At 57.5% G+C, this 20,385-nt stretch carries 26 protein-coding genes and 2 tRNA genes; 16 read left to right on the top strand and 12 right to left on the bottom strand.

Annotated elements, in window-relative coordinates:
* Positions 1-4 precede the first annotated feature (4 nt).
* From J2Y91_RS14050 to J2Y91_RS14030, 5 genes are all read left to right on the top strand, one after another.
* Positions 5-1,888, top strand: coding sequence for a protein-disulfide reductase DsbD family protein (locus J2Y91_RS14050; RefSeq protein WP_133624230.1), 1,884 nt, complete (start codon positions 5-7; stop codon positions 1,886-1,888).
* The gene (locus J2Y91_RS14045; protein ID WP_133624231.1) at positions 1,885-2,604 is read left to right on the top strand and encodes a DsbA family protein; all 720 of its coding nucleotides are present in this window, start codon (positions 1,885-1,887) and stop codon (positions 2,602-2,604) included. The genes J2Y91_RS14050 and J2Y91_RS14045 overlap by 4 nt, the downstream gene beginning before the upstream one ends.
* Positions 2,601-3,104 (top strand): protein disulfide oxidoreductase, encoded by a 504-nt coding sequence (locus J2Y91_RS14040; RefSeq protein WP_048918068.1) that lies wholly within the window; start codon positions 2,601-2,603, stop codon positions 3,102-3,104. Before J2Y91_RS14045 ends, J2Y91_RS14040 begins: the two co-directional genes overlap by 4 nt.
* A gap of 53 nt (positions 3,105-3,157) precedes the next feature.
* Complete coding sequence (locus tag J2Y91_RS14035; protein WP_133624232.1) at positions 3,158-3,826, top strand: SDR family oxidoreductase; 669 nt, start codon at positions 3,158-3,160, stop codon at positions 3,824-3,826.
* Between the two features lie 348 nt (positions 3,827-4,174).
* Positions 4,175-5,215 (top strand): sensor domain-containing diguanylate cyclase, encoded by a 1,041-nt coding sequence (locus J2Y91_RS14030; RefSeq protein ID WP_133624233.1) that lies wholly within the window; start codon positions 4,175-4,177, stop codon positions 5,213-5,215.
* Positions 5,216-5,445: 230 nt separating this feature from the next.
* Here J2Y91_RS14030 and J2Y91_RS14025 read toward each other — a convergent pair whose 3' ends face one another.
* Together J2Y91_RS14025 and J2Y91_RS14020 are read right to left on the bottom strand one after the other, a co-directional pair.
* Entirely contained in the window at positions 5,446-5,868 is a 423-nt protein-coding gene (locus tag J2Y91_RS14025; protein ID WP_133624234.1) for a DUF4186 domain-containing protein, read from the bottom strand.
* A gap of 3 nt (positions 5,869-5,871) precedes the next feature.
* Positions 5,872-6,159 carry a hypothetical protein gene (locus tag J2Y91_RS14020; RefSeq protein ID WP_133624235.1) on the bottom strand — a complete coding sequence of 96 codons (288 nt, stop codon included), beginning with the start codon at positions 6,157-6,159 and terminating at the stop codon, positions 5,872-5,874.
* A gap of 171 nt (positions 6,160-6,330) precedes the next feature.
* Here J2Y91_RS14020 and J2Y91_RS14015 point away from each other — a divergent pair.
* A tRNA-Gly gene (locus tag J2Y91_RS14015) sits at positions 6,331-6,404 on the top strand.
* 20 nt (positions 6,405-6,424) lie between these two features.
* On the opposite strand, the gene J2Y91_RS14010 is transcribed toward J2Y91_RS14015, so the two are convergent.
* Entirely contained in the window at positions 6,425-6,646 is a 222-nt protein-coding gene (locus tag J2Y91_RS14010) for a DUF2767 family protein (RefSeq protein ID WP_133624236.1), read from the bottom strand.
* Between the two features lie 196 nt (positions 6,647-6,842).
* On the opposite strand from J2Y91_RS14010, the gene J2Y91_RS14005 reads away from it, so the two are divergent.
* Positions 6,843-7,049 (top strand): hypothetical protein, encoded by a 207-nt coding sequence (locus J2Y91_RS14005; RefSeq protein ID WP_048918075.1) that lies wholly within the window; start codon positions 6,843-6,845, stop codon positions 7,047-7,049.
* A gap of 154 nt (positions 7,050-7,203) precedes the next feature.
* On the opposite strand, the gene J2Y91_RS14000 is transcribed toward J2Y91_RS14005, so the two are convergent.
* Positions 7,204-7,677: a hypothetical protein gene (locus J2Y91_RS14000; protein ID WP_053110442.1), complete on the bottom strand. Its 474-nt coding sequence runs from the start codon at positions 7,675-7,677 to the stop codon at positions 7,204-7,206.
* Between the two features lie 129 nt (positions 7,678-7,806).
* Positions 7,807-9,204, bottom strand: coding sequence for a hypothetical protein (locus J2Y91_RS13995; protein ID WP_133624237.1), 1,398 nt, complete (start codon positions 9,202-9,204; stop codon positions 7,807-7,809).
* A 181-nt stretch (positions 9,205-9,385) separates the two neighbouring features.
* Between J2Y91_RS13995 and J2Y91_RS13990 the strand changes: the two genes are divergently transcribed.
* Positions 9,386-9,544 (top strand): hypothetical protein, encoded by a 159-nt coding sequence (locus J2Y91_RS13990; RefSeq protein WP_166643190.1) that lies wholly within the window; start codon positions 9,386-9,388, stop codon positions 9,542-9,544.
* 130 nt (positions 9,545-9,674) lie between these two features.
* Here the strand turns inward: J2Y91_RS13990 and J2Y91_RS13985 are convergent, their stop codons facing one another.
* Positions 9,675-10,514, bottom strand: coding sequence for a Cof-type HAD-IIB family hydrolase (locus J2Y91_RS13985; protein WP_048916852.1), 840 nt, complete (start codon positions 10,512-10,514; stop codon positions 9,675-9,677).
* Between the two features lie 149 nt (positions 10,515-10,663).
* Here J2Y91_RS13985 and J2Y91_RS13980 point away from each other — a divergent pair, with 149 nt between their 5' ends.
* On the top strand, positions 10,664-10,885 hold the full coding sequence (locus J2Y91_RS13980) for a type II toxin-antitoxin system Phd/YefM family antitoxin (RefSeq protein WP_133624238.1): 222 nt from the start codon (positions 10,664-10,666) through the stop codon (positions 10,883-10,885).
* Positions 10,882-11,262 carry a type II toxin-antitoxin system death-on-curing family toxin gene (locus tag J2Y91_RS13975; protein WP_133624239.1) on the top strand — a complete coding sequence of 127 codons (381 nt, stop codon included), beginning with the start codon at positions 10,882-10,884 and terminating at the stop codon, positions 11,260-11,262. Before J2Y91_RS13980 ends, J2Y91_RS13975 begins: the two co-directional genes overlap by 4 nt.
* Positions 11,263-11,606: 344 nt before the next feature.
* Here J2Y91_RS13975 and J2Y91_RS13970 read toward each other — a convergent pair whose 3' ends face one another.
* The 4 genes from J2Y91_RS13970 to J2Y91_RS13955 form a co-directional block, all read right to left on the bottom strand.
* On the bottom strand, positions 11,607-11,819 hold the full coding sequence (locus J2Y91_RS13970; RefSeq protein ID WP_133624240.1) for a hypothetical protein: 213 nt from the start codon (positions 11,817-11,819) through the stop codon (positions 11,607-11,609).
* A 478-nt stretch (positions 11,820-12,297) separates the two neighbouring features.
* Positions 12,298-12,423, bottom strand: a complete 126-nt coding sequence (locus tag J2Y91_RS13965; RefSeq protein WP_099754181.1) for a DUF2256 domain-containing protein — start codon at positions 12,421-12,423, stop codon at positions 12,298-12,300.
* A gap of 251 nt (positions 12,424-12,674) precedes the next feature.
* Positions 12,675-12,751: transfer RNA gene (locus tag J2Y91_RS13960), tRNA-Arg, on the bottom strand.
* Positions 12,752-12,923: 172 nt separating this feature from the next.
* Entirely contained in the window at positions 12,924-13,241 is a 318-nt protein-coding gene (locus tag J2Y91_RS13955) for a KPN_00521 family repetitive protein (protein WP_048916880.1), read from the bottom strand.
* Positions 13,242-13,464: 223 nt separating this feature from the next.
* On the opposite strand from J2Y91_RS13955, the gene folD reads away from it, so the two are divergent.
* Positions 13,465-14,331, top strand: a complete 867-nt coding sequence (gene folD, locus J2Y91_RS13950; protein ID WP_133624242.1) for a bifunctional methylenetetrahydrofolate dehydrogenase/methenyltetrahydrofolate cyclohydrolase FolD — start codon at positions 13,465-13,467, stop codon at positions 14,329-14,331.
* Positions 14,331-14,543 (top strand): ribosome-associated protein YbcJ, encoded by a 213-nt coding sequence (gene ybcJ / locus J2Y91_RS13945; RefSeq protein ID WP_048916855.1) that lies wholly within the window; start codon positions 14,331-14,333, stop codon positions 14,541-14,543. Before folD ends, ybcJ begins: the two co-directional genes overlap by 1 nt.
* Before the next feature lie 132 nt (positions 14,544-14,675).
* Here ybcJ and J2Y91_RS13940 read toward each other — a convergent pair whose 3' ends face one another.
* Together J2Y91_RS13940 and cysS are read right to left on the bottom strand one after the other, a co-directional pair.
* Positions 14,676-15,767: an AAA family ATPase gene (locus tag J2Y91_RS13940; protein ID WP_133624243.1), complete on the bottom strand. Its 1,092-nt coding sequence runs from the start codon at positions 15,765-15,767 to the stop codon at positions 14,676-14,678.
* 49 nt (positions 15,768-15,816) lie between these two features.
* Positions 15,817-17,205, bottom strand: a complete 1,389-nt coding sequence (gene cysS, locus J2Y91_RS13935; RefSeq protein WP_133624244.1) for a cysteine--tRNA ligase — start codon at positions 17,203-17,205, stop codon at positions 15,817-15,819.
* A gap of 233 nt (positions 17,206-17,438) precedes the next feature.
* Between cysS and ppiB the strand changes: the two genes are divergently transcribed.
* The 4 genes from ppiB to purK all read left to right on the top strand — a co-directional run bounded on the left by ppiB (position 17,439) and on the right by purK (position 20,373).
* Entirely contained in the window at positions 17,439-17,933 is a 495-nt protein-coding gene (ppiB, locus tag J2Y91_RS13930; protein ID WP_048916858.1) for a peptidylprolyl isomerase B, read from the top strand.
* Entirely contained in the window at positions 17,933-18,649 is a 717-nt protein-coding gene (lpxH, locus tag J2Y91_RS13925) for a UDP-2,3-diacylglucosamine diphosphatase (protein ID WP_133624245.1), read from the top strand. The genes ppiB and lpxH overlap by 1 nt, the downstream gene beginning before the upstream one ends.
* A gap of 150 nt (positions 18,650-18,799) precedes the next feature.
* Entirely contained in the window at positions 18,800-19,309 is a 510-nt protein-coding gene (purE, locus tag J2Y91_RS13920) for a 5-(carboxyamino)imidazole ribonucleotide mutase (RefSeq protein ID WP_048916860.1), read from the top strand.
* Positions 19,306-20,373 carry a 5-(carboxyamino)imidazole ribonucleotide synthase gene (purK, locus tag J2Y91_RS13915; protein ID WP_133624246.1) on the top strand — a complete coding sequence of 356 codons (1,068 nt, stop codon included), beginning with the start codon at positions 19,306-19,308 and terminating at the stop codon, positions 20,371-20,373. Before purE ends, purK begins: the two co-directional genes overlap by 4 nt.
* Positions 20,374-20,385: the final 12 nt, after the last annotated feature.

Genomic DNA, 20,385 nt, shown 5'->3' with positions numbered 1-20,385 from the left:
AACTATGTTTACCCTATTCAGGAGCGCTGTGCTCCTGCTGCTGTGCTGGCTGCCTGTCGTTCAGGCGGCCGATATCACCCTGCAAAACCCGCAAAACACCCATGCTGAAGTGCGCCTGCGCGCTGACTCCAGCGGCAAAGAAGGCACGCGCCTGCTGCTGGATGTGCAGCTGCAAAACGGCTGGAAAACCTACTGGCGCTCGCCGGGTGAAGGTGGCATTGCGCCGCAGATCCGCTGGCAGGATCCGGCGCTAAAAGCCCGCTGGTTCTGGCCAACGCCGCAGCGCTTTGAGGTAGCCGGTATCAGCACTCAGGGCTATCACCAACACGTCAGCCTGCCGATCGTCATTGACGGCAAGGCCCCACGCACGCTGGCCGGTACGCTGACGCTGTCAACCTGTAGCAACGTCTGCATTCTGACCGATTACCCGTTCAGCCTCGACCTGAGCGAGCCCAACGCACAGAGCTTTAACTTCGATTTCGCCAACGCGATGGGAAAAGTGCCGATTGCCAGCGGCCTGAGCGATACGCTAAGCGCCGGCTATCAGCCGGGGGAACTGCAGATTATTGCCGAACGCGCCGCCGGCTGGCAGCAGCCTGAGCTGTTCTTCGATACCCTAAGCGGCGCCAGCATCGGCAAGCCGGTGGTGAAAATTGACGGCTCGCGCCTGGAGGCGCGCGTGCCGGTCAGCGATGAATGGGGCGACAGCGCGCCCGATCTGCGCGGAAAAATCCTCTCGCTGGTGATTGCCGATAGCGGTCTGGTACAGCAGAGCAGCGTCACCCTCGGCAGCGCACAGCCGCTCAGCAGCGACTCATCGCTGCCGCTGTGGCAGATGCTGCTGATGGCGCTGGCGGGCGGTTTTATCCTTAATCTGATGCCGTGCGTACTGCCAGTGCTGGGCATGAAGCTCGGCAGCATTATCAGCGTGGAGCAGCGCAATCGCCGCAGCGTGCGCCTGCAGTTTATCGCCTCCAGCGCCGGGATTATCACCTCGTTTATGGCGCTGGCGCTGCTGATGACGGTGCTGCGCCTTGGTAATCATGCGCTGGGCTGGGGCATTCAGTTCCAGAACCCGTGGTTTATTGGCGTGATGGCGCTGGTGACGCTGCTGTTCAGCGCCAACCTGTTTGGCCTGTTCCACCTGCGGCTGCCTTCCGCGCTGAACACGCGGCTGGCAACCAGCGGCGGACACGGGCTGGGCGGCCACTTCTGTCAGGGGGCCTTTGCCACCCTGCTGGCCACGCCGTGCTCCGCGCCCTTCCTCGGCACCGCCGTGGCCTTTGCGCTGGCGGCCTCCCTGCCGCTGCTGTGGGTAATGTTTATTGCACTCGGCATTGGCATGAGCCTGCCGTGGCTGCTGATCGCTGCCTGGCCCGCGCTGGCGTTGAAGCTACCGCGACCCGGCCGCTGGATGAACGCCGTACGCATCGCGCTGGGCCTGCTTATGCTGGCTTCCTGCCTGTGGCTGCTCAGCCTGCTGGCCAGCCGCGTCGGGCTGGTCAACAACAGCCTGAAATTGCCGGATGAGATCCACTGGCAGCCGCTGAGCGAGCAGGCTGTTCAGCAGGCGCTGCACGATAAAAAACGCGTATTCATCGACGTGACCGCCGACTGGTGCGTGACCTGCAAAGCAAACAAAATCAACGTGATGCTGCGCGACGACGTGCAGCAAGCGTTACAGGCTGATGATGTTGTTGCCCTGCGCGGCGACTGGAGCCAGCCTTCTGCCACCATCACCGACTTCTTAAAGCAGCGCGGCAGCGTGGCTATCCCCTTCAATCAAATCTACGGGCCAGGCCTGCCGCAGGGTGAAGTCCTCTCCCCCCTGCTTGACCGTGCCACCCTGTTAAAAACCCTGGCCGAAGCCAAAGGAACTGAACAATGAAAAAACTGACTCTCGCACTGCTGTTTGTCGCCACGCCACTCTGGGCCGCGGCCCCGTTTACCCCGGAGCAGGAAGTGCGCATTAAAGAACTGATCAAAGAGACGCTGGTGCAGAACCCGCAGATCCTCGCGGAAGCGGCGGATGCATATGACAAGCAGGCGCAAAAACAGCAGGCTGACGTGGTAGGCCAGGTGATTGAGCAGAACAAAGATGCGCTGTTCAACGATGCCGGTTCACCGCGCATCGGGGCGAAAACGGCGAAGTTGACCCTGGTGTCATTCACCGACTACAACTGCCCGTACTGTAAGCAGTTCGATCCGCTGCTGGAGAAACTCGTTAAGCAGTACCCGGACGTGGCGGTGGTGATTAAGCCGCTGCCTTACCGCTCGGAAAGCTCGCTGACCTCGGCGCGCGCCGTGCTGACCACCTGGCAGCAGCACCCGGAGCAGTGGCTGGCGCTGCACCAGCGTATGATGGCGAAGAAGGGCTACCACGATGACGCCAGCATTCTCAGCGCCGAGCAGAAGAGCGGCGTTACGCTGAAAGAGCCGAACAAGCAGAGCCTCGATACCATCAACAACAATCTGAAGCTGGCGCAGCATCTCGGTATTGAAGGCACCCCTGCGACGCTGATTGGCACCACGCTGCTGCCGGGCGCGGTGAGCTATGAGCAGCTGGAAGCGATGGTCAAGCAGCAGCTGGCCGCAGTTAAATGACGCGGCTGAAACGCTGGGGGCGCGAGCTACTGCTGTTTGTCGTCCTGCTGGCAGGTGTGCTGTGGGCGATGGACCTGTGGCGTGCGCCCCACGCTCCCCTCGCCTTCGCCGACCAGCCGTTGCAGACCCTTGATGGCCGCGACGTCACGCTGGCCGCGCTGAGCGCAGAGCGGCCGCTGCTGGTCTATTTCTGGGCCAGCTGGTGCGGCGTATGCCGTTTCGTCACCCCGCAGGTGGCGGAATTAGCCAGCAGCGGCCAGAATGTGATCTCGGTGGCGCTGCGTTCCGGCGAAGATGAAAAAGTGCAGCGCTATTTGCAGGCAAAGCGCTATCCGCTGGCCACCATCAATGACCCGCAGGGTAGCCTGTCGGGCAGCTGGCAGATTGGCGTGACGCCAACGCTGGTGGTGATCGACAAAGGCGCTATCGTCAGTACCACTACCGGCTGGACCAGCAGTTGGGGCATCAAGTTACGACTGTGGTGGGCCGGGCGCCGTTAACGACAGGGGGCGGGACACCGCCCCTGATCATTCACAACAAGGCAGGTAAGGCAATGACAACCCCTCAGGCTCTGATTATTGGTGCTTCACGCGGTATTGGCCTTGGGCTGGCGAACACGCTGGCCGGGCGTGGCTGGCAGGTCACCGCCACCGCGCGCGGCGACGCGCCGCAGGCACCAGCCTCTATCCGCTGGCTGACGCTGGATATCAATCTGGCGCCGCAGCGTGAGGCGCTGGCCACCCAGCTGGCCGACAGCCAGTTTGACGTCGTCTTCATCAATGCCGGCATTTACGGGCCGGATCACCAGCAGCTGGCGCGCACCAGCGACGACCAGCTGATGGCGCTGTTTATGACCAATACCTTCTCCCCGGTGCGCTGCGCCGAGCTGCTGCTGCCGCGGGTGAAGCCCGGCGGAATTATGGCGCTGATGACCTCACAGCTCGCCAGCCTGAACGAAAACCCGGACGCCACTTACCCGCTCTACTCCGCCAGTAAAGGTGCGTTGAATATGCTGGTGCGCGGGCTGCTGCCGCAGGCTGATAAAGCGCAGCAGACCCTGCTGTGCGTGCATCCCGGCTGGGTGCAGACCGATATGGGCGGAGCCAGCGCGCCACTGACGGTGGCACAAAGCGCCGGGGGCATTGCCGATCGCCTGATCGCCTGGCGCGGCAAAGGCGGCCATCACTATATTGACTACGCGGGTAAAGAGCTGACGTGGTAGCAGGATTGACAGCAAACCTGGCCGCGGCTCAGTCTCTGTCGCGGTCTGGCCTGTGAAGCCCGCTCCCCCCCCGGTTGCTGAAGGAGTACCCGCGCCAGCCATACTGAACTGAGCAGGCGAAACCTGTCACAACGATTCACTGTCAGCCCTCATCATCCCTCGCCAATTTGCCCTGTTTCCTCAATTTTTTTCGTCCTTGTCCGATGATAAACTGAGACACCCGCGACTAGAGTGTCGTTATCACCGGGTGATACTTAAAACAAAAACTCCAATATTTTTAGCAGTTATTTAAATCGGGCGCTGCGATGGCCCGCATTCGCTGTACACCACCACCAGGAAATCAGACCTATGCAGGACAACGTAATTGAGCGCATCTCAACGGCGCTGGCTTCAGAAAAAACGCTTGAGGGCTTTGTGCGCCAGCTGCTGGAGATGCTGGAGCTGGTGACCGGGATGGAGTCCACCTATCTGACGCATCTCGACCCGGAGGGCATCCGCCAGCATATTCTCTATGCGCGCAACAGCCAGCAGATGCAGATCCCGGAAGGGCTGTCGGTGCCGTGGCAGGACACGCTGTGCAAGCGTGCTCTGGACGAGGGCCGCCCCTACACCTGCAATGTCCCGCAGGTCTGGGGTGACTCGGCGGCGGCCAAAGAGCTGGGCATTATGACCTACGTCAGCACCCCGGTGATGACCGGCAGCGGCGAGCTGTACGGCACGCTGTGTGCCACCAGCGCCCAGAGCCGTGAGATGAGCGAGCACGCCACGCAGATCCTCTCGCTGTTTGCCGAGCTGATTGCCCAGTACATCCGCAAAGAGCAGCTGCTGCAAGAGTTGCAGCAGGCCAATGCGGCGCTGACGGCGGTGAGCTACACCGACGAACTGACCCGCCTGCCCAACCGTCGCGCCGTTTTTGACCGCCTGCCCGCGCTGTTCAGCCGCGCGCGCAGCGATGCACAGCAGCTGCTGATGGCCTTTATTGATCTCGACGGCTTCAAGCAGATTAATGACCAGTACGGCCATGAAACCGGAGATGAGTTTCTGAAGCTGGTCGGCCAGCGCCTGCTGGGCGGCACCCGTCAGGGCGAGGTGATCGGCCGCCTGGGCGGGGACGAATTTATGGTGGCAGCCCTGCTGCCCGACGCGGCTGCGCCGAACGCGGCGGCCACTTTCAGGCAGCGCCTGAGCCAGCTGCTGGCCGGGCACTACGCGATGCCTGCCTGCGCGCTGGATTATCCCGGCGCCAGCGTGGGGGTGATCGCGGTGAATCCGCTGCTCAGCACCCCGGAAAGCGCCGTGCGCGATGCGGATAGCGCCATGTATGAAGAGAAAAAGCGCCGTAAGCAGGCGTCGGCTGAGGCCGCCAGCCCCCTGGCGCGGGTCAGGTAAAAAACTAAAGTTTCCGCAAAAGTGACCGATGGTAGTAGCACTCATCCTGAACAGACCGGAAATATCATGTACCTGATTAAGCCTGCAGAGCTGATTCTGCTATCAGTGACCATTGCTTACTGCCTGGCAACCTATTTGTGGTTCTAGTCCTCAGGGGATGAGGCGTGAACACGCTGATTGACTCAGGTTAGAGTGCATCAGCCAAAGTCGCCGACAAACTCGTCGGCTTTTTATAACAGTTCCAGCTGACCGCTATTATCGGCACCGGGCTTTTTGACGCGCTTTTGCGGCGGTTGCGGGCGCAGCATTTCGCTTTTCAGCCATCTTATGATTACCGCCTTGACCCACTCCTGCTGCTGCACGCTCATGGGCTGATGCGCCGCAATATTGTGCCATTTGCTGAGACATCCGCGACAGCAGGTGGCGGTGGCATGCTGAGCAATAAACACCGGATGGCCGCGCATTGGGGTCTGTTTACCGTCATTCACCGGTTCTGCCGGAGCCAGGCGGGCGCGGATAAACTCCAGCGCATGCTGACCGAGGGTCTCTTCACCCTTCTCGAGGAAATAGCGATATTCCGCGCTGCCCAGATGAAAACGCTGGCGGAACGGAGATTGTGAGAGTCGCTGAAACAGATCGTCGAGAGAAAACATCTGTCAGGTTTTACTCACCGTATAGCTTTTCACTTTGCCGTTCATCAGCCGGACAGTCAGGGTTCTGCCTTCGGTGGTGCTCATCGCTTTCGCCTGGCTCCAGGTCCACATCAGAATGCTTTGCCCCTCCGGGAAAGGTGTTTCCGTCGAGGGCTGACCAAACAGTGCGATCAGCTGCTGCCGGGTGGTTTGGTCAGTTTTGATCTGCGCCAGCTTGCCGTCGTCAAAGTTGTTCCCCACCGAAGCGGTACAGCCCACCAGCATCAGACACAGCAGAATTGTTTTAAGCATGTTTAAGCGTACCGTCAGAATTTTTGGCTATTCTGGCACAGTTCATGGCGGGCGCATAAAAATGCCCAGGATCTCCGCGCCCCGGTCATTCAGCAGAGGTCGGCACTCAGGGCAAGATTTATGAAATATATCAACTTTATCAGCGGCCTCTGTGTTAACATCCTGCATCAGGCGGCCATCGTATAATGGTATTACCTCAGCTTCCCAAGCTGATGACACGGGTTCGATTCCCGTTGGCCGCTCCACTGTTTCTCGCATCACGGACTTATCCCTTTTTCTCCTCGGGCTTCACCAGCCGGATTGCGTGCTCCAGCACTTTCTGCTCTTCCCGATCCGCATCCATACGGTCATGGCGGGTCCTTTTCAGCAGCTCCGCTAACGTTTCGCGCCGCGTATCCCTGCCAGCCTCCACCAGGACGATCGCCGCATCCCCTATCACCCGGCACACTTCGTCGTAATACTCTTCACTCAGTACATCGCGCTTCATCTGCTTATTTCTCCTCTATTCTACTGACCATCACCTGTAAGCGTAGAATGCTGACCAGCAGTTTCCAGTTTGTTGCTGAAAGCTCTCTTGATCGGCTGAACAATGCACAAAAATGTCAAGATTTGTGCCCGCAATTAAGCTTTGGCGAGATATATGCTATAAAGATGGGCTACTTTGAGACCGAAAAGGAATAATTATGGATGATGCAGATTTAGCTCAGGAACGCGAACAGGCTATTATCACGGCGGCGCTGTCAGCCCGTGAAACGTCGCTGAAAAGCCCGGATGGCCTGTGCCTGTGGTGCCGCGATGAGCCAATTGTCGCCAACTCTGCGTTCTGCTCCGCCGACTGTGGTGAGGATTACTCCAAGCACAAGCGCGAGATGAAACAACGCATTGAGTGAGGATCTTCGCGACGCGATAATCCGAAACGAAAAGGGCCCTGCACGGTATCCGGCAGCGGCCCTGATTTTATGACCTGAAACGTTTTATCTTTCATTTTACTTCATAGAAGTATGAAGATCCTGGCCTTTTATACACCCAGCGTTTTGGCCTTAACTATCGCGCTTCAGGCGGTGTTAATGATAGAGGAATATGTTCCTGCCCGGCTAATGTTATCGGCTCAATGGCAGTATTTTCAGGTTGCTGGGTTTTACGATAATCCTGAAGTTTTGTGAGCAAGGGGCCTTTATTACTCATCAGATATTGTAAGCAGCGCTCGCGACTGAGAATAAGTCTCACTGGTGTTGGTAATATTTCATAAACTTTATTGAACAGGTTATTAATAAACTCATCGTCATTAAGTTTATCTTCTGCAATCCCAAGCAGCCCATTGAACACGACGTTTTCTACAATCGCACGGTACTTTTCCGGTACTAAATTTTTTTTAGCGACAGTGAGCTGCTCAGCCTCCTGCAACTCACTGGAAAATTCAGCATCGGCTGGAATTAACTTGTCTTCCTGTGTCTGATGACCGCTAAGAGGCAATTTTTCTTTCAGACGCGCAAGGCGCCCGGTTAGCAGTGGCGACATGTATACTCCTGTAATGACATAACGTTTGCCGGGTGCAAGCTTACAATAAGGTTATAGCGGCTTGCCGATATCAATACTTATCGGCTTACTCGCAACAAACTTTACCCTTCCAGCCTGGGGTTCTCCTGCTCAATACTTCACCACCACATCCTCAAACGTAAAGCGTCTCTTCTGCCTCTGCTCCTGATAGCCGATGCGGATAAAGATGCGCAGCCGCTCCAGGTAGGCATAATCACTGCTCGCGCTCTTACCGTCACCGCGATCGTCAATGCAGTTAAACTCCAGATAACGGCCGGGGAAGGCCGGATTAATGGTGCTGGCCTGCTTCCAGTCGGCGGCGGTGCGGCACTGCTGGCCGAGCGATTTTCCGTCGCTTTGCTGGCTACTCCAGGCATATTTCATCCCCGCTCTCGGCGGCAGGCGGAACTCATTCTCCAGCGTGCGGGCGGTAGACGGTTGTTTCGTGAGAGAGTCCCATTTTTTCAGACTCACCAGATTAAACAGGCGCACCGACTGGGTATTAAACGTCACCTGCCCCAGCGTCAGCTTCTCCAGCGTTAAGGTGGTGCCATCCGGCATTTTGTCGATAGTGACGCTGTACGCCCCGCCGATCTCTTTATCCTGCTGCTGGCTGAAGCTCAGGTGACGAAAGCCCGGCTGCTGCTGCGGAGAATTAAGCGCGATAGCCATATGCTCCTTAACCTCGTCAGGTAACGGATAGGGCTGCAGTATCGCCGCATCGTTGCGGGAAAAATCCGGCAGGGTTAACTGATGGTCTGCCGGGGCCTTCTGCTGCCAGAGCAGAGTCTGGCCGCTGCCTTGATAGTCACGCAATGTTTTTATCGCGCAGAGCTGCTGCTTCAGCGGCGCGGCGAGCTCTGTGCTGCTGTTCGCGGCAAGGCGGTAATCGGTCAGGTTACCCGCACTGTCGAGGGAGTATTCCGCGCGGGCAGTGGCCTGCTGTGTATCGCAGTGCAGCGTCCAGTCCGTGACTTTCACCGCGTAAGGGGCGGCATAGGTACTGTCGCGATACTCGAGGGCAAAATCTTTCGCCAGCCGCAGGTGCAGAACGTCCGCGCTGCGCTCGCTGCGGCTGACGTCGAGATACATCTGATTGCCCTGCTCATCAGCAGGCGCCAGCGCACGCCACTGCGGCACGGCGACCTGCTGCCGGCAGACATTCAGGTCTGGCTGGGTCGCTAACAGACTGTCGGCATCCGGCTCGATCACCACGCCCGGAGCGTAGCGGGAAATCGCATCGCTGCCGTAAACGCGCACCGCTTTGCCCGCCGGAGAGCTGACTTCGGCAAACAGCTGCGTTTTGACGCCGCTCTGACAATCAACCTTCAGCCACAGATCGGTGGTTTGCCCGGTGGTGGTCCAGATGCGGTACAGGGAATTAATGCTGTTGCCGACGCGCAAAGCGCTGGCTGGCTGCCACTCCATTTTTTCAATCCCGGCAGCAGGCTGGGCAAAAGCAGGAAAAGTAAAAATGCAGCTCAGTGCAAGCAGCGATAACCCTTTCATGAATAGTCCTTTAATTAAACGATATGGCCTTTAGGCGACAGAATATTGCATAATAGCACGCGGTTTTTCCTGCTCGGGATCTCAATTATCCCCGTGCGCTATTCATTCAGAGCCTGAATTGAGTTTCTGGTTTATCATTGACCAGACACTTAACGGAATAAATTTCAGATAAGGATGCCGTATGTCAACATTCACCCTCATCGCATTTCCCTTTATAGCGACAGGCCTGGCGCTGATAGCGCTGTTCTATAAAAAGAAAGAGAAGAATTACCTCATTCCCGGCTTTGTTCTGCTTATCGCAGGTTTTGTCAATGCGGTAATCGGCATCAGCCTGGGCTGAAACGCTTATCCGGCTGCGGGCGAAATAATTGCGCCACGAAGTCAATCGTAGCGGAATAATAACGCGGGGTCAGTAAACAGAGAGCTTTTGCTCTCTGCCAGTTATGGGTGCGATGGGCCTGACGGCTCTGTTATTGCCCGCCTGCTTTATCAAACGGCGGTTTACCTGCCAGCATCTGCTCAATCACCTGTAGCACGCCCTCTTCGTTATTATTTGGCGCCTGATAGCGCGCGACATCCTTGACCTTTTGCGGCGCATTGGCCATCGCGAAGCTGAAGCCCGACTGTTGCAGCATCTCAATATCGTTACCGCCATCGCCAAACACCAGGATCTCGCTGCGATCGATGCCCCAGCGCTTGCCGAGCAGATCCAGCCCGTGGCCTTTATGGTTGCCGGGCACGATTAAATCCACCGAGCCGTGGCCGCTGGAGGTGGCGGCAGCGGCATCCTTGTGCAGGCGGGCGATATCCGCCATTAGCGGCTCGACGTAATCATCCGACAGGTTGAGCGCGAACTTGAACAGCTTATCGTCACCCACGTCGTCGAGGCTGCGGATCGCCTTCAGGCGGTGGCAGTAGTGGCGCATTTTCACCAGCCAGCTCTCGGGGATGCCCTCAAAATAGTAGGCACTTTCACGCCCGCACAGGATGTAGCGCAGGTCGGGATAGTTGCCGTTGTGCAGGGTGTCGAGCACCGCATCAATATCGGCACGCGAGAACGAGCCGCAGAACAGCTCTTCGTCACGGTCGATGATCCACGCGCCGTTCTCTGCCACAAAGGCGATCTCGCTGGCGATGTCGGGGAAGAAGGATTTCAGCTGGTAATACTGGTTGCCGCTGGCGACGACGAACTTGATGTCGCGCTGCTTCATTTGCTGATAGCAGGCCTGGAAACGCGCCCGGTTGTACTGTTTATTGTCGTCGAGGAAGGTGCCGTCTTTATCTACCGCCACCATTTTTACCACGGTCATCATGACTCCTTAACGTTTTGCAGGGGAAAAGGGTTACAGAGAGGATAACCTGGTGGGTGGAGAACGCAGTCAGATAATTGAGGACTGCTATTTATTTGCACAATACGTACATGTATCATGTACAAGAAACAGGTACAAAAGAGGTGCATATGAAAGAGATTAATTTCAGTGATGCTCGCCAGAATCTTGCAGCTGTGCTGCAACAAGCAACTGATGGCGAACCAGTAACTATCACCCGTCGGGGCCATCCTTCTGCGGTAATCATCAGCGCCAGCGAGTTTCAGGCCTGGCAGACGGCCAAAATGGACGAAGAATTTTCGGCCATCATGAACGTTCACGGCGACCAGATTAGAGCGCTGGCAGATAAATGACGATACGTTTCATTTCAGCGGAAGAGGTCATCGCTTTTCATGATCGGATAATGAATGTTACTCCCGGCGTAAAAGGCATGCCCGACCCGGGGCGTGCCCAGGCATTGATTCATCGAGTCCTTAATCAACATATCTACGAAGATGTAGACGCTGTTTTTAAGTTGGCGGCAATACATTTATTAGCAATCTCACGCGGGCATATATTCAATGATGGCAACAAGCGCACAGCCCTTTTTACCACACTGCTTTTTTTGCGACGTAATGGTATTGAGATTCCAGGGAATGAGGCTATGGTGGATTTGACTGTGGAGGTGGCTAAAGGGAACGTCAGCGTTGAAAGCATCGTAAATTTTTTTAAATCTCTTTATTTAACTTAACGTCCCCTGGTTTAATTTTATTAAATCGCCACGCTTTCCACGTCAGTTTCAAAGCCTTTTCTCAATAATGCCTGCTTATATTCGTCCAACTTAATCATTCCCGAAGGATCAATGTCATTCCTGCTGGAGTACCGTGGCCGGAGAGATAAGGCAAGCGGCTCTCGGTCAGTTCAATGAACAAGTTAGGGCAATGGGGACACACAGCATCCCCCTCAACCCTATACAGTAGATTCACTATTGCCTTTCAGCGGGGAATCGCGTGCTGAGTAAAGCCGCAGGCAGTTCAGCCTGATCGACCGTACCCCGAGCGTTATTCCCCCACCGCCTTTGCCGCCAGCCCCTGGTTACGCATCCGCAACCTCCCGCATAATCTCCAGCCGTTCCATTAACAGCCAGGTGAGACAGTCGCGGGCGGTGGAGTTGGTCAGCTCGGTGATGGCGTAAACCAGCGCACGACACTGGTCGAGCAATTCCGGTTCAGTCACGGCGGTGGCGGTAAACATACCGTCCATTTCGGGGGCAGAAAGCACGGCGTAGGAGGTGTTTTCAGTGGTCATGTGGATTATCTCACTTTGGAGTGTTTTTTACCTCACCACACCGCTGTCAATCGGGGTGGCAAGACGTAACAGGGTTGACAGACCGGTCAAAGTGGAACCCGGCGAGCGCAAGCACTCCCCCGCTACGCCTCACCATTATTTTAGCGTAACGCGTCCTGACGGAAATAAAAAACCGCTGAATTATAGCGGTTTATTTCCGCACTTTGAAACAGGCTGTCAAACCCGGCTGCCCATTGTGGGGCAGCGCAGGGATCATAGTGTCAGATGCTGACCCGCGACAAGGATTTATTTGGCTGAATTTTGAGCTTTAGCATTTTTGGTTGGGTGGGAACTCTGACAGAAAGAAATACACTGCAAGCCGCTCTCCATCCTTGGGTGGAACAAGATTGCTGAAATGGGCGGGACGCAGTAATGCTCACTGTGGAAGATAGAATGGGGTCACTTGCTCCTCTGGCGGCCTTTTATGAGGACTAAACCCTTACTTTCGACGGCAGCGCTCTGAGCATTTGCGCACTTCATCCCAGCACTTTTCCCACTTTTTGCGCCATGTAAAAGGGCGCCCGCACACGCTGCAGATTTTCGTAGGGAGTTCTGACTTCTTCATCAACAGCAGCCTCCGGTAGGTGTTATCACATTATATTAGACTGATTCAGAACAGCCTGTCAGTGGATAAGGGAGCGTGGATTGGCAAACAAACGCCATGCCGTTCTCTCCGGAAAGCAAACTGAACAGCCAAATGCTGGAAATGGCGTGGTGCAATCGTGGTGTGATATTCCGTAGCAGCCAGGCAAGCTACTCTACATGCAGGGAGACATTCAGGCGGGATTAAGAATTGCGTAACTGATTGAAAATTATTGGTACGCCCTACAGGATTCGAACCTGTGACCTACGGCTTAGAAGGCCGGTGCTCTATCCAACTGAGCTAAGGGCGCATGGTGATTGGGTCGGATTATACGGTGCGATCCCGCTGAGTCAACGATTTTACTGCCGCCGGGCATCTAATGCTGAACTAATGAACAGTCGTGAGGCGACCCGCTGGCCGTCAGCCATAAAAAAACCCACCGGGTGCGGTGGGTTGATCTTTGGCGCGGTGAACAGAATGCCTTAGTTGGTCACTTTGTTTTTCAGCTCTTCGGCGCCCTGCTTGGTTTTATCCCAGCCTTTCTCGGTGCCTTCTTTGGTTTTGTCCCAGCCCTTTTGGGTGCCTTCGGAGATTTTGCTGCTGGTAGAGTTGCTCTCACCTTCCGCGGCGTGCTTCGCCTTCAGCTTCATCTCAGAACCCTCGTGCTGGGTTTTGTGCAGCTTCTCTTTGGCGGTATCGGCGCCTTTGTGCGCTTCCGCAACGGTGTTATCAGTCACGGTTGCCGCGAAAACCGGGGAAGCCAGCAGTAAAGCAGACAGTGCAATAATAGTATTTTTCATTATTCCCTCTTTATCTTTTCGATGATTTGCCGTGTTACGAATCAATCCTGGCACAGCCTGAGAGGAAATGAATTAGGAATTAACCGGGAATTGTAAGCACGGATTAATCCGATGCTGCACGATTGCACGCTAACTGGCGAATCTGTGCCTGACAGCAGCGTCCGCTTCTGACAAAATAGGCGCAATCCCCGATTTAACTCAACACAGATGGATCCCCTCTCTGATGGTAGCAAAAATTATTGACGGTAAAACGATTGCGCAGCAGGTGCGACAAGAGGTTGCAGAGCTGGTACAGCAGCGTCTGGCGGGCGGTAAACGTGCCCCTGGCCTGGCGGTTGTGCTGGTCGGTGAGAACCCGGCCTCGCAGATTTATGTCGGCAGCAAGCGTCGTGCCTGCGAAGAGGTCGGTTTCCTCTCGCGCTCTTACGATATGCCCGCCACCACCAGCGAAGCAGAGCTGCTTGACCTGATCACCGCGTTAAACAACGATCCGGAAATCGACGGTATCCTGGTGCAGCTGCCGCTGCCTGCGGGCATCGACAACGTTAAGGTGCTGGAGCATATCGCCCCGCATAAAGACGTGGACGGCTTCCACCCTTACAACGTCGGTCGCCTGTGCCAGCGTGCGCCAAAGCTGCGCCCGTGTACGCCGCGCGGCATCGTGACGCTGTTAGAGCGCTACAATATTGATACTTACGGCCTGAACGCCGTGGTCGTGGGCGCCTCCAATATCGTCGGCCGCCCGATGAGCATGGAGCTGCTGCTGGCCGGCTGCACCACCACCGTCACTCACCGCTTTACCAAAGATCTGCGTCATCACGTTGAGCACGCCGATCTGCTGGTGGTCGCGGTGGGCAAGCCGGGCTTTATTCCCGGCGAGTGGATTAAGCCCGGCGCGATCGTGATCGATGTCGGGATTAACCGTCTGGAGAGCGGCAAAGTGGTCGGCGATGTGGAGTTTGATGCGGCCTGCGAGCGCGCGGCTTATATCACTCCGGTGCCGGGCGGCGTCGGTCCCATGACAGTGGCAACCCTGATCCAGAATACCCTGCAGGCCTGTGAAAATAACGACGATGGAGCATCAGCATAATGGCAACTTTCTCTCTGGGCGATCATCCCCATGTCGATCTCTGTGACCTGCTGAAGCTGGAAGGCTGGGTCGAGAGCGGCGCGATGGCAAAAATCATGATCTCTGGCGGTCACGTCACGGTGAATGGCGTGAAAGAGACCCGCAAGCGCTGCAAAATTGTGGCGGGTCAGACGGTTGAGTTTGACGGCGAAAGCGTTACGGTCACCGACTGAGTCAACGCTCAACCAGAAAGGCTGCCTGCGGGCGGCCTTTTTTGATCGCGGTCCCTGCGCGAAACCAAAATACGGGCCGACCGAAAAAGAGGGTCGGTAGCTACGTCACAGCGGGACGGGCATGCCCGTCCCCTACGAGGTGACGACCTGCGTGGCGCCGTCGACCTGGTGCAGCTGGTAGTGGCGGATTTCGCTGTGTTCGGCGATCAGCTGCGCCAGCAGCGGGGAGTGGCTGGTGACCCAGATCTGGCTGTACCGGCTGGCTTCGGCAATCAGCTGGGCCAGCGCCGGGAGCAGGTCCGGGTGCAGGCTGTTTTCCGGCTCGTTGAGCGCCATAAACGCGGGTGGGCGCAGGCTGAGCAGCGCCACCACCAGACAGAGGAAGCGCAGCGTACCGTCAGAGAGTTCGGCAGCATCCAGCGGGCGCAGGATCCCCTCGCGATGCATCAGCATCTGAAACCGTCCGCTTTGTGACTCCACTGAAAAATGGCTGCCGGGAAAGGCGCGTTCCAGCGTCGAGAACAGCAGCTCGCTGTGGCCGCGCTCACGAATCGTCTCAAACGCGGCGGCGAGGTTGCTGCCGTCATGCGCCAGGATCGGCGAACGGATGCCGACCTGCGGGGCACGCAGGGCGCTGCCGGGCCACACCGCGAACTCATGGTAAAAGCGCCAGCCGCGCAGGTTCTCCCGTACCTGAGAAACCTCCGGATAGAGATGCGGCTCGGAGAGCTGACCAAACACCGACTCCTCCTCCTGCAGCGAAACCGGGTAGGTCACCCGCTCGCCATCAAAATTTTGCAGAAATGCCGTCTGATTCACCCGCTCCAGCAGCTGTGCCGCCCGCCGCCGCTGATGGCCGCTTAGCCACAGCTGCTCTTTTTTTACCACAGGGTCAAGGTTAAACAGGCTGAGCAAGGGTTCGGGGAAGCCAATCTCCAGCTGATAGTCGAAGGTATCCATCTCCGCCGACAGAATCATCCGTTTGCCGTCACCGCGCCGCTCGCCACGCCGCGGGCCACCTGCCCACATCGCCTTCTGAATACCCCCATCCTGCGCCAGCGCGGGTGAGAGCTGCCCGCTGGCCGCTTCATGCAGCAGGCGCACCGCTTTATACAGGTTGGATTTGCCGCAGCCGTTGGGGCCGGTGATCACGTTCAGCTGCCCGAGTTCCATTTCGAGGAAACGGATGGAGCGGTAGTTGGTGAGGGAGAGTTGTTTGATCATGTTGGCAGGGTCCAAAAAACAGGGGCGCGTTATCACGCGCCCCCCGGGGTTACTTACGGCGCCAGCTAGTGCCGCCCGCGCCGTCTTCCAGCACGATGCCCATCTCGTTGAGTTTGTCGCGCGCCACGTCGGCCTGCGCCCAGTCTTTCGCTTTACGCGCATCAATACGCATCTGGATCAGCGCTTCAATCTGCGCCACCTCTTCGTCATTGATATTGGCGCCATTTTGCAGGAACTGTTCCGGGTCCTGCTCCAGCAGGCCGAGCACGCCCGCCAGGACGCGCAGGCGCGCCGCCAGCCCGTTCGCGGCCGCTTTGTCGGTATCCTTCAGGCGGTTGACTTCACGCGCCAGGTCGAACAGCGCCGAGTAGGCTTCAGGGGTGTTGAAGTCGTCGTCCATCGCTTCGCGGAAGCGGGTTTCAAACTCTTCGCCACCGGCCACTTCAGCATGGGCGTCGGTGTTACGGATAGCGATATACAGGCGCTCCAGCGCGGATCGTGCCTGATTGAGATTATCTTCGCCGTAGTTCAGCTGGCTGCGATAGTGGCCGGACATCAGGAAGTAGCGCACGGTCTCGGCGTCGTAGTGCTCCAGCACGTCGCGCACGGTAAAGAAGTTGTTCAGCGATTTCGACATCTTTTCGCGGTCCACCATCACCATGCCGGAGTGCATCCAGTAGTTCACATACGGGCCGTCGTGGGCGCAGGTGGACTGGGCAATCTCGTTTTCATGGTGCGGGAACATCAGGTCAGAGCCGCCGCCGTGGATATCAAAGTGCTCACCCAGCTGCTTGCAGTTCATCGCCGAGCACTCAATGTGCCAGCCAGGGCGGCCCATGCCCCATGGAGATCCCCAGCCTGGCTCATCAGCTTTCGACATCTTCCACAGTACGAAGTCCATCGGGTTACGCTTAACGTTCTCGGCCACTTCAACGCGAGCGCCGGCCTGCAGCTGCTCCAGATCCTGGCGCGACAGGGAGCCGTAGTTCGGGTCGCTGTCGACGGAGAACATCACGTCGCCGTTGCTGGCAACGTAGGCGTGTTCGCGGGCGATCAGCTTTTCTACCAGCTCGATAATCTCGCCGATATGGCGCGTGGCGCGTGGCTCCAGGTCCGGCGGCAGAATGTTCAGCGCGGCGAAGTCCTTGTGCATCTCGGCGATCATACGGTTGGTCAGCTGTTCGATGGTCTCACCGTTTTCGTTAGCGCGTTTGATGATCTTGTCATCGATATCGGTGATATTACGCACATAGTTCAGCTGATAACCGCTGTAGCGCAGGTAGCGGGCCACCACGTCGAACGCGGCGAAAGTCCTGCCGTGGCCGATGTGGCAGAGGTCGTAAACGGTAATGCCGCACACGTACATGCCAATCTTTCCGGCATGAATAGGTTTGAATTCCTCTTTTTGACGACTCAGGGTGTTGAAGATCTTTAGCATTGAGACATTCCGTTTAAGCGTGTGCGGGATTACGATAAAAAGTGAATCGAACATTCTGACGTATTTTTACCCCCAGCGCTATGTAAAGCAAGGGTATTGCCGCTTCCTTTATGCAGCGGGGCTGACGAGCCATCACTTTTTGTGATATAAGAGCCGTCTGTCGCACGGGGAAGACTTACGTCTCCGCCCCCGGCGCTCAATGTTAAATACTCCAACCCTGACAGGATGAGAAAATGGTTACTTTCCAGACTAATCATGGCGATATCGTCATCAAAACTTTCGACGATAAAGCACCGGCTACCGTTGCGAACTTCCTGGAATACTGCCGCGAAGGTTTCTACGACAACACCATCTTCCACCGCGTGATCAACGGCTTTATGATCCAGGGCGGCGGCTTTGAGCCGGGCATGAAGCAGAAAGAGACCAAAGCTGAGATCCAGAACGAAGCCAGCAACGGTCTGAAAAACACCAAAGGCACGCTGGCAATGGCGCGTACTCAGGCTCCTCACTCGGCTACCGCGCAGTTCTTTATTAACGTGGCAGACAACGACTTCCTGAACTTCCGTGACGAAAGCCTGCAGGGCTGGGGTTACTGCGTGTTTGCTGAAGTGGTTGAAGGTATGGACGTGGTTGAGAAAATCAAAGCCGTGTCTACCGGCCGCAGCGGCATGCACCAGGATGTGCCAAAAGACGATGTGATTATCCAGAAAGTCACCGTCAGCGAATAATGTCGCACACGCTGTTTATCGCAGATCTGCATCTGTGTACTGAAGAACCGGCAATCACTGCCGGTTTTCTGCATTTTTTACGCCGTGAAGCGCAGCACGCCGATGCGCTGTATATTCTCGGCGATCTGTTTGAAGCCTGGATCGGTGACGACGACCCGAACCCGCTGCACGCCGAAGTGGCGACCGCGCTGCACCAGCTCAACATCCCCTGCTATTTTATCCACGGCAACCGCGATTTCCTGGTCGGGAAACGCTTCGCGCGCGCGGCGGGGATGACGCTGCTGCCGCAAGAGCAGGTGCTGAAGCTGTACGGCAGGCGCGTGCTGATTATGCACGGCGACACGCTGTGTACCGACGACGAGGGCTATCAGCGCTATCGCCAGAAGGTGCAACAGCGCTGGCTGCAACGCGTTTTCCTTGCCCTGCCGCTGTTCGTGCGCCAGCGCATCGCGCGCAAGATGCGCAACGGCAGCAAGCAGGCCAACCGCAATAAAGATCTCGCGATTATGGATGTCAATCCGCAGGCGGTGGTCGACGCCATGAGCCGCCATCAGGTGCCCTGTCTGATCCACGGGCATACTCATCGCCCGGCCGTGCATGCACTGAACATTAACGGTCAGCCCGCCGAACGCCTGGTGCTCGGCGCCTGGCACGAAGAGGGTTCGATGATCAAAGTCGGCCCTGATGAGATTGCGCTGATTTCCTTCCCGTTCTGAATCAAAATTTTGGCGCCATCCTGCGCCAGTTGACGCCACGCAACCGTTTTCCTCGCCGCGCAGTCGTGATATTCTCTCTGCCCTTCCCACCCCGCAGCCCGTATCCGTGCTGCTGCGGTGACGTTTTACAATCACAGGAGTCAGACCCGCATGTCATCCAACGCCGCCCCGGCCCGCATTGCTATTGTTATGGGTTCCAAAAGTGACTGGGCAACCATGCAGTTTGCAGCGGAAATCCTCACCAGCCTCGACGTTCCGTTCCACTGTGAAGTGGTGTCTGCGCACCGAACCCCGGACAAACTGTTCAGCTTTGCCGAACAGGCCGCCGATAACGGCTTCCAGGTGATTATTGCGGGTGCAGGCGGCGCGGCGCATCTGCCGGGCATGCTGGCTGCGAAAACCCTGGTGCCGGTGCTGGGCGTGCCGGTGCAGAGCGCGGCGCTGAGCGGGGTCGACAGCCTGTACTCTATCGTGCAGATGCCGCGCGGCATCCCGGTCGGTACGCTGGCGATTGGCAAAGCCGGTGCGGCGAACGCCGCCCTGCTGGCTGCGCAGATCCTTGCACTGCACGATGCTGCGCTGGCGGGCCGCCTGGCAAACTGGCGCCAGACGCAGACCGATGACGTGCTGAACAACCCGGACCCGCAGGTGGAAGCATGAAGCCGGTTTGCGTATTAGGTAACGGCCAGCTGGGCCGCATGCTGCGCCAGGCCGGAGAGCCGCTGGGTATTGCGGTTTATCCGGTCGGGCTGGATGCCGAGCCGCAAGCGCTGCCGATTGCGCAGAGCGTGATCACCGCCGAGATTGAACGCTGGCCGGAAACCGCCCTGACGCGCGAGCTGGCAAGCCACAACGCCTTCGTTAACCGTGACATTTTCCCGCTGCTGGCGGACCGCTTAACCCAGAAGCAGCTGCTGGACCGCCTCGGTCTGGCGACGGCCCCCTGGCAACTGCTGTCCGCTGCCGACGAGTGGGCGCAGGTGTTCACCACCCTCGGCGAGTTGGCCATCGTTAAGCGCCGCACCGGGGGGTATGACGGCCGCGGCCAGTGGCGCCTGCGTGCGGATGAAACCGGGACGCTGCCCGCTGACTGCTACGGTGAGTGCATTGTTGAGCAGGGGATTAACTTCTCCGGCGAGATGTCGCTGGTCGGTGCGCGCGGGCACGACGGTCACACCGTATTCTACCCGCTGACGCACAACCTGCATCAGGACGGCATTCTGCGCACCAGCGTGGTGCTGCCGGACGTGAATGCAGAGCATCAGCAGCAGGCGGAGCGCATGCTGTCGGCAATCATGAATGAGCTGAACTACGTTGGCGTGATGGCGATGGAGTGCTTTGTGGTGCCGGAAGGTCTGCTGATCAACGAGCTGGCCCCGCGCGTGCACAACAGCGGCCACTGGACGCAGAACGGCGCGTCTATCAGCCAGTTTGAGCTACACCTGCGGGCGATTCTTGGCCTGCCGCTGCCCACGCCAGTGGTCAGCACCCCGGCGGTTATGGTGAACCTGATCGGCACTGACCTGAACCTCGACTGGCTGAACCAGCCGCTGGTGCATCTGCACTGGTATGAGAAAGAGGTGCGCGCCGGGCGCAAGATTGGCCACCTTAATCTGGCGGACGTCAGTCCGGCGGCGTTAAGCGCAGCGCTGAATGCGCTGGTACCGATGCTGCCGCCGGAGTACGCCAGCGGCATTGCGTGGGCGGTGGAAAAACTCGGGTAATCATCCGTCTTA

Source organism: Erwinia aphidicola (assembly GCF_024169515.1).
GTDB lineage: Bacteria > Pseudomonadota > Gammaproteobacteria > Enterobacterales > Enterobacteriaceae > Erwinia > Erwinia aphidicola.
This window is presented reverse-complemented; position numbering and strand designations above follow the sequence as displayed.